Genomic DNA, 6,748 nt, shown 5'->3' on the forward strand with positions numbered 1-6,748 from the left:
TTTGATATTAAAGTACTGTTATTCTTTCTCATCCTAAAATAGATAAAAATCAATTAAATCAATGCAAAACCTTCATCAATTTTATTTTTAAAATTGCTTTTATAAGATAAATAACAGATCGGATTAGTGGCTTAATAACTTATAAAGCCTTAAATATGCATTAGCCTAAACTAACTTTAGGATCAATTATTCTATACTCGCTTTTAGTTTATTTAGCGCATCAACCGAAAAACCTCGATCATAAAAATATAAAATTTCGCCGCTGCTATTTATGAGTACTACACGTGAGTTATTTGGGCTTTGATTACCTGTAAACTTTTGAACTCTCTCGCCATCTTTATAAATAGTGATTACCCCACCCCATAATTCTTTAGGGATGCCTTTGCGCATACCGCTATCTATAAATGTGCTAAACATACGTGGTGCCATCCCGGCAATGGTTGGTAGTTCGTATGTAGGGAGCGTTACGCCCGCCATATCTAAACCAATTAACCAACGGTCTATATCAAACTGACTATCTTGCTTGTACCCAATGAGCAGCAGTGTTTTATCTGCTTTAAAATCGCTGGGTATAGTCACCATGCTTTGCTCTAAACTTTCGCCGCTAATGCTTGGGAACTGCTTACCTGTTAATTGTTGGTTTGGGTACTGTGTTGTACATGCACTAAGTAGTAAAAATGCAAAAGCACTTAATGTTAATTTGATCATAATAAACCTAATATTTATAAATTTCATAATGATACGTTTAGTATGGCAGCTGAGATCTAAAAATGCTGATTAGTTATATAATTTTTAAATTTAGACGCCGTCATGGGCTTACCATACTTCCAACCCTGTCCATAATGCACACCCGCCATTTTTAAAATAGCTTCTTGCTCAGTGGTTTCAATCCCTTCTGCCACACAGGTATAATTAAACTTATGCACAAGTTCCATAATATTTGGGATCATAGAGGCTTTTAAGCCCTCAGTTGCTATATCTTGAACAAACGTACGATCAATTTTAAGTTGATGAAAGCTCAAATTTTGTAAGTTTCTTAAATTCGAATAACCCGTACCAAAGTCATCTAATGATAAGTTAAATCCCGATTCAACTAAGGTTCTAAAATGAGCATGCGCAATGCTTGTATCAAGGTATTCGTCTTCAGTTATCTCTAAACAAATAATAAAGCGTGAGTTGGTAAGCTCTGTAATTTGCGGCAGTAACGACACATTACCCAGCTCTACATCACACGGAAATATATTAAGCGACACTTTAAAGCCTTCTGGCAATAACTCTATAGAGGTTAACTCTTTTATTGTGGTAGCAATCATTGCCTCAGTAAAAGTCCAAGTTAAATTATTTTTTCTAATAACCGGAATAAACTCATCTGGAAATAAAGCACCGTACTTATCTTCAAAACGTGCAAGTACCTCGCAACCAATCAGCTTGCCACTTTGCAAACAAATAATGGGCTGGTAAGTCCAATAAAATGATCCCTTTTTGAGCCCTTTACGAATACGTTGATTGGTAGAGCGGCGTGCAGCAATCCTCGCATCAACTATTAACGCACTCGATATGCCCGCTAAACAGGTTAAAATTAACGAAATTATTAATAATAAGTGATTATTAGAAAAAAACAGACTCCAAGGCAAGTGCACTACTACACAATATTGACTACTTGTAAAACTGCAAACTGAGTTAGTTTCGTAAGGAAAAAAAACGCTGTTTTTTACCTGCTGGTACAGCCCCTCTTTACCTGCTAAATGATGCAAAGCATTTGGTGTTTTATAAATAACTTCCCAATCTGGCGCAGTAATTCCGATGTTGGTAAAGGGCGTGCTCTGTATAATTAAATTATAATCCCCTTGTCTGACTATAATTACCTCCATAGGGCGCTCACTAAATAATAATAGATAAAGCTCTGGCTCAAAACGAACCCTCACCTGTTCATCATCTCGAATAAAGTCAGGCTGTTTGTCGTTAATTGGTTTACTTAATAAGCCTGCACCCGTAGTGCAAACTAGCTGGTTACCTTTAAAAAAGCCTATATCAATTACATATTTTGCATCAAATAAAGCGCGGCGCATCTCAAGAAGGGTTGTGTTGTCACACTGCTTAAACGCAAGCTTATTTAATGGGGTAAGAATTCGACGCCTCTCTGCAATTGCACCTTCTACATGACCGAGAATATATTCAGCATCAGACTTTGTTTGTGCTGTTAACTGCTGCGCTGCAAAATTGAGCAAAATAAAACAGCCAATTACAAAAACTAACCCTCCGGTTAAAACGGCTATAATAGATTTTTGTTGGTACTTTTTCATAGCATCTCGAAGTTGTTAATTTATATCACTACTTTATTAGATGATTGCATAAGTCGCATTAAATTCAAACAGATCGATTTAAGAATTATTGAACGAATTTTGAATAAACTGAGTGATTTTAGCGCTTACCGTTAAATGCTGATTACTTTCAAAGTGAATCCCATCACCGGCTGTTACATTAATAAATGTATTAAAATCAATAAAAGTACATTTATGAGTAGCCCCAACGCTTTTGAATGCACTAGAGAGCTCTGTTGCTTTTATATCTGCACCTTCGTAAATACGCGAATACTGCTCGGTGATTCTTATTTTAGGTGGGCTAGCAATAATAATTTTAGGAGATTTTAAAGTACTACCTTGCTGATAATAAATATGTATTGAGTTAATTAAATCATTTAACCCATCTGCTATTAAACTAGGTGTTAAATTAAAACGTTTTTTAAGATCGTTTGTACCAAGGGCAATAATAATAAAGTCGAGCTCATGCTTATCCAAATAAGGCTTTAGATAACTAACACCATTAAGCACGCCATCAAACGGTGGATTATGCACTAACGTGCGGTTAGGCTGCCCTGCCTCTATTACGTTAAAGCCACACCCTAAGTTTTTATTTAATAACGATGTCCAACGGGTATTTTCATCAAAGCGTTTTCCCGTTACAGGGTTTAAACCCCACGTATTAGAATCACCAAAGCAGAGAATATTTTTTGTCATGTTAATTATTAAAATGGATTGAGTGTATAACCCTGCTGTTGCAGCTGGGCATGTGCTGTCATCGCCGAAAGTGACATTTGCACACCTTCAATTAGTTGTTCTGGTGCTACTTTATAATGCGTAGCCGATTGCCCACATACATAAACCACGGTGTTATTGGCCAACAATTGCTTTATTAAACTTTGATTTTTGTTATCTGCTTTAAAACGTTCTTTATATTCACTAATAGCCAATACATCAACGCTAGCACTACCATGTACCACTAACGCTAATTGAATGTTATCTGGCTTTACACCATGCGCTACATGCATGTTAATAAAACGCGCTAATGAATTCATCGAATTATTTTGCTCGCCTTTTTTAGCGCTATCAGCAACATCAAAAGCTATTTTAAATACGGTGGAATCATTAATCGGTGCATGCTGAGGTACATTATAAAAGTTACCAAAGCCTTTAATAAGATTTTCACCCGCTTGCGAAAATGGGCTAATAAGTAAAAGTATTAATAGGTACTTCATAAACAATCCTGTGTTTTAAATAAGTTAACTTATTTATAAAACTAACAGAAGCAAAGAAAAAAGGGCAGCTTATCATGCTGCCGATTGAGTGTTTTTATGATGGTGGTTAATAAACTGCATACCTAAATAACTAAATGTTCGTTTAAACATCTCTACAAAAATATCAGGCGCTTCAAGCGATGATGCGTTTGATAACAACGAAAAATCTTTATTACGTAAAGCCCGTAACTTCGGCTTCAAGGTTTCGTCATCCATGTAATCTGTGATCCTATCTATAAATGACTTCATTTGTACCGTAGTGTTATACCAATAAACAGGAGACGCGAACACCCAATGGTCGTACTTTAAAACCACTTCAAATAGCGCGTAAAAGTCATCATTTTTATAGTTTTTGTCATAACAATACGGCGCAATTTTATAATCATCCAGACAAATTACGCGCACATCATTTTGCTCGGCAAAGCTATTAACATGGGCTGTGGTATTGCCGTTTTTTCGTGCGCTTGAATAAATAATAACAGTATTACGCTCAAGTTTTTGTTGCATTTAGTTAGCTCCTTTTTTAATGTGGTAGAAGCTTAAAACCTCAAGTTATATTGAGGTCAACTAAAGGATTAAAATAATGGACGCTTCACAAAAAAAATTGACCGAAGCCAACCTAACCGTTGGTTATGTTGCAAAAAGAAGCGGTGTTAAAGTATCTACTCTTCACTTTTACGAAACAAAAGGACTGATACGTAGTTGGCGAAATAACGGCAATCAGCGACGTTATAAACCCGACGTATTACGCCGAGTAGCTGTTATAAAAGCGGCACAAGCGATGGGAATTACACTCGATGAAATTAAAAACACCTTAGCTACTCTACCCGACAACCGCACACCAACAAAACAAGATTGGTCAGCACTTTCAAAACATTGGCAATCGCAACTAGATGAGCGCATTGCGCATATGCAGCGTTTACGCGACCGCGTTGATGGGTGTATTGGCTGTGGGTGCTTATCGCTCAAAAGCTGCCCAATTTATAATAAAGATGACCACTTAGGCGATAAAGAGAGCGGAGCTGTACTTTTAAATTCTGAGCTTATACTTGTGTAAAAAGTTCAGGTCTTTTATGTATAACAAAATAAGCATTCCCCATTAGGAGTTAGCCAACAAGGTCTAAATATAACTTCAGGCGCTACAAAACAAACTCTCGATTCATCAATATAAAGCCAAGAGCTTTCTCGTTTAGTTGACTCAATAGATAATTTAATAAAGTAATTTACAATTTTAGCCGGGCCATACTCGAATGGTTTCTTTTATATAGATAAATATGTAAAAAGTATATTCAATGTGGGTAGGAGCATTGCTAACTGGTTAGTTTTTGAGTATTCTTGTGCGCCTCAAAAGGAAGCAAATATTCAAGGAATAAACTGTTGGAACCAACTAATCACGCCTCTGAAAGTAATACAAAACCACCTGTAGTTACTCAAAAGTTTTCGCAAGCCCTTAAAACAGCGGATCATAAAGAACTAAAAAGCACTGGCTTTTGGTTAAATCAATTTTTTATGGTTATTTCTACTGTATTTGGTGTTTTTCTGGCGGCTCAAAGCGGCTTAGAACAAGCGCTTAAATTTGACTCATTTAGTAAAATGGAAGATAACTATTATTTACGTACATCCTTATTTGACGAAGTCTCTGATAATGCCAACAACATGGAAGAATACGCTAATTTACTTGCAAAAAGCCCATCGATAAAAGAAATTGAGTATTTCAAGCCAACACTCGAAAAGTACATTTGGCAAACTATGCAGTACTCACCAACTACGCTCGAAACACCAAGTGAGTTACTAACGCAAATACGTCGATTTTACTCCCGCGCTAAATTTTTAACAGATGCTGCGGCTAATAAAAAGATTTCCGCTAGGCAAGCAGCTGAAGAATTAAAAGAGATTACTAATTCAATTAAAACTCAAACACTGCCTGCATTAAAAAATAGCGCTAAACAATTACAAATGGAATTACAGCAGAATGATATTTCTGTTGGGTCGTTAAAGGAGTACAAAAATGCCAACTAAAAGCTGTCCACATTGCAAAGACCATCCATTAGAAGCAACCAATTATCAAGGTGAAGAAATAGATGTTTGCCGTGAGTGCGGTGGTTTATGGTTCGAGAAAAATGAAGTGAACAGGATGATTTCTGAGATAAATGACGGCCCAGAAAGTGATAAATTTGAAACTCACTTTGGTGAGCCATTAGGCGTTTCTGAGCTTGACTGCCCTGATTGTAAAAAAAGTTTAGAACGTTTTCACTTACTGGAAGCTTTTCATACCGAAATTGATGTTTGTAGACACTGCGATGGCACCTGGATTGATAAAGATGAGCTTGAAAGTGTAGAAAAAAGCCCTGAAATAAAAGCGAGTTTAGGCGAGCTAAATCAAAAAGTAAGTTGGAAAACCTACTTGTTCCAATTTTTAACGCAAATGCCTGTTGAATATAACATTAAACCACAAAAAACCCCTTGGGTTACTCGCGGCCTTATTGTTTTAAATACATTGATTTTTGCACTTTATTTTTTGAATCCAAGCTCATTTAGCTATGTTATTGATAACTTTGCTATGACACCAGCAGATTTAAGCAAAGGTAATGAGCTATGGACTGTATTAACTTGCGTATTTTTACATGGCTCTATAATGCATTTAGTCGGCAATATGTACTTTTTATATATCGTTGGCGATAACCTAGAAGACGTGTTAGGCCATAAACGCTTTTTGTTATGGTATTTAGCCTGTGGACTACTCGCATCGTTTGCAAGTTACATTGTAAGCCCAATGTCGAATATACCTGGCGTGGGGGCAAGTGGCGCCATAGCAGGTTTATTTGGCATGTACTTAATGTGGTTCAGACACGCAAGCCTTACTTTTATGTTTATAATTTATCAGAAGAAACTTTCTGCAGTATGGTTTTTTGCTATTTGGTTAGGATTTAACATTTTTGGTGCAGTAACAGGTCCTGATGGCATTGATTATGGTGCGCATATTGGTGGCTTTATAGCTGGACTAATTATTGGTTATATTTTGAAAAATAAAATATTAGAGCAAAATCCTATAATTCGTTTACTAAACCAAAATGAAGCACAGTTAAAACGTTAATCGTTATATTAAAGCCACTAATAGATAAACATTAGTGGCTTTATAAAACTTCTCACTAATTTCTATAACTTACAACGTGT

8 protein-coding genes are annotated in these 6,748 nt (G+C 36.2%); 3 read left to right on the forward strand and 5 right to left on the reverse strand.

Features of this window, described 5'->3' with window-relative positions; all coding sequences use genetic code 11:
* Positions 1-186: 186 nt before the first annotated feature.
* The 5 genes from I6F66_RS18880 to I6F66_RS18900 all read right to left on the reverse strand — a co-directional run bounded on the left by I6F66_RS18880 (position 187) and on the right by I6F66_RS18900 (position 4,081).
* Complete coding sequence (locus tag I6F66_RS18880) at positions 187-708, reverse strand: hypothetical protein (protein ID WP_197209585.1); 522 nt, start codon at positions 706-708, stop codon at positions 187-189.
* A 56-nt stretch (positions 709-764) separates the two neighbouring features.
* Positions 765-2,303, reverse strand: a complete 1,539-nt coding sequence (locus I6F66_RS18885; protein WP_197209586.1) for an EAL domain-containing protein — start codon at positions 2,301-2,303, stop codon at positions 765-767.
* Between the two features lie 78 nt (positions 2,304-2,381).
* Positions 2,382-3,017: an SGNH/GDSL hydrolase family protein gene (locus tag I6F66_RS18890; RefSeq protein ID WP_024593722.1), complete on the reverse strand. Its 636-nt coding sequence runs from the start codon at positions 3,015-3,017 to the stop codon at positions 2,382-2,384.
* 8 nt (positions 3,018-3,025) lie between these two features.
* Complete coding sequence (locus tag I6F66_RS18895) at positions 3,026-3,535, reverse strand: DsrE family protein (protein WP_197209587.1); 510 nt, start codon at positions 3,533-3,535, stop codon at positions 3,026-3,028.
* 72 nt (positions 3,536-3,607) lie between these two features.
* Positions 3,608-4,081, reverse strand: coding sequence for a flavodoxin family protein (locus I6F66_RS18900; RefSeq protein ID WP_165729400.1), 474 nt, complete (start codon positions 4,079-4,081; stop codon positions 3,608-3,610).
* 76 nt (positions 4,082-4,157) lie between these two features.
* Between I6F66_RS18900 and soxR the strand changes: the two genes are divergently transcribed.
* The 3 genes from soxR to I6F66_RS18915 all read left to right on the forward strand — a co-directional run bounded on the left by soxR (position 4,158) and on the right by I6F66_RS18915 (position 6,668).
* Positions 4,158-4,631, forward strand: a complete 474-nt coding sequence (gene soxR, locus I6F66_RS18905; protein WP_197209588.1) for a redox-sensitive transcriptional activator SoxR — start codon at positions 4,158-4,160, stop codon at positions 4,629-4,631.
* Between the two features lie 320 nt (positions 4,632-4,951).
* Positions 4,952-5,593: a hypothetical protein gene (locus tag I6F66_RS18910; protein ID WP_197209589.1), complete on the forward strand. Its 642-nt coding sequence runs from the start codon at positions 4,952-4,954 to the stop codon at positions 5,591-5,593.
* Positions 5,583-6,668 carry a rhomboid family intramembrane serine protease gene (locus I6F66_RS18915; protein WP_197209590.1) on the forward strand — a complete coding sequence of 362 codons (1,086 nt, stop codon included), beginning with the start codon at positions 5,583-5,585 and terminating at the stop codon, positions 6,666-6,668. Before I6F66_RS18910 ends, I6F66_RS18915 begins: the two co-directional genes overlap by 11 nt.
* Positions 6,669-6,748 lie beyond the last annotated feature (80 nt).

Origin of the sequence: Pseudoalteromonas sp. NZS100_1 (assembly GCF_015864285.1) — a bacterium.
Lineage (GTDB): Bacteria > Pseudomonadota > Gammaproteobacteria > Enterobacterales > Alteromonadaceae > Pseudoalteromonas > Pseudoalteromonas arctica.

Bases quoted from the DNA above. Each gene is read 5' to 3' on its own strand.
- I6F66_RS18880 (WP_197209585.1), bottom strand. From the start codon at position 708: ATGATCAAATTAACATTAAGTGCTTTTGCATTTTTACTACTTAGTGCA.
- I6F66_RS18885 (WP_197209586.1), bottom strand. From the start codon at position 2,303: ATGAAAAAGTACCAACAAAAATCTATTATAGCCGTTTTAACCGGAGGG.
- I6F66_RS18890 (WP_024593722.1), bottom strand. From the start codon at position 3,017: ATGACAAAAAATATTCTCTGCTTTGGTGATTCTAATACGTGGGGTTTA.
- I6F66_RS18895 (WP_197209587.1), bottom strand. From the start codon at position 3,535: ATGAAGTACCTATTAATACTTTTACTTATTAGCCCATTTTCGCAAGCG.
- I6F66_RS18900 (WP_165729400.1), bottom strand. From the start codon at position 4,081: ATGCAACAAAAACTTGAGCGTAATACTGTTATTATTTATTCAAGCGCA.
- soxR (WP_197209588.1), top strand. From the start codon at position 4,158: ATGGACGCTTCACAAAAAAAATTGACCGAAGCCAACCTAACCGTTGGT.
- I6F66_RS18915 (WP_197209590.1), top strand. From the start codon at position 5,583: ATGCCAACTAAAAGCTGTCCACATTGCAAAGACCATCCATTAGAAGCA.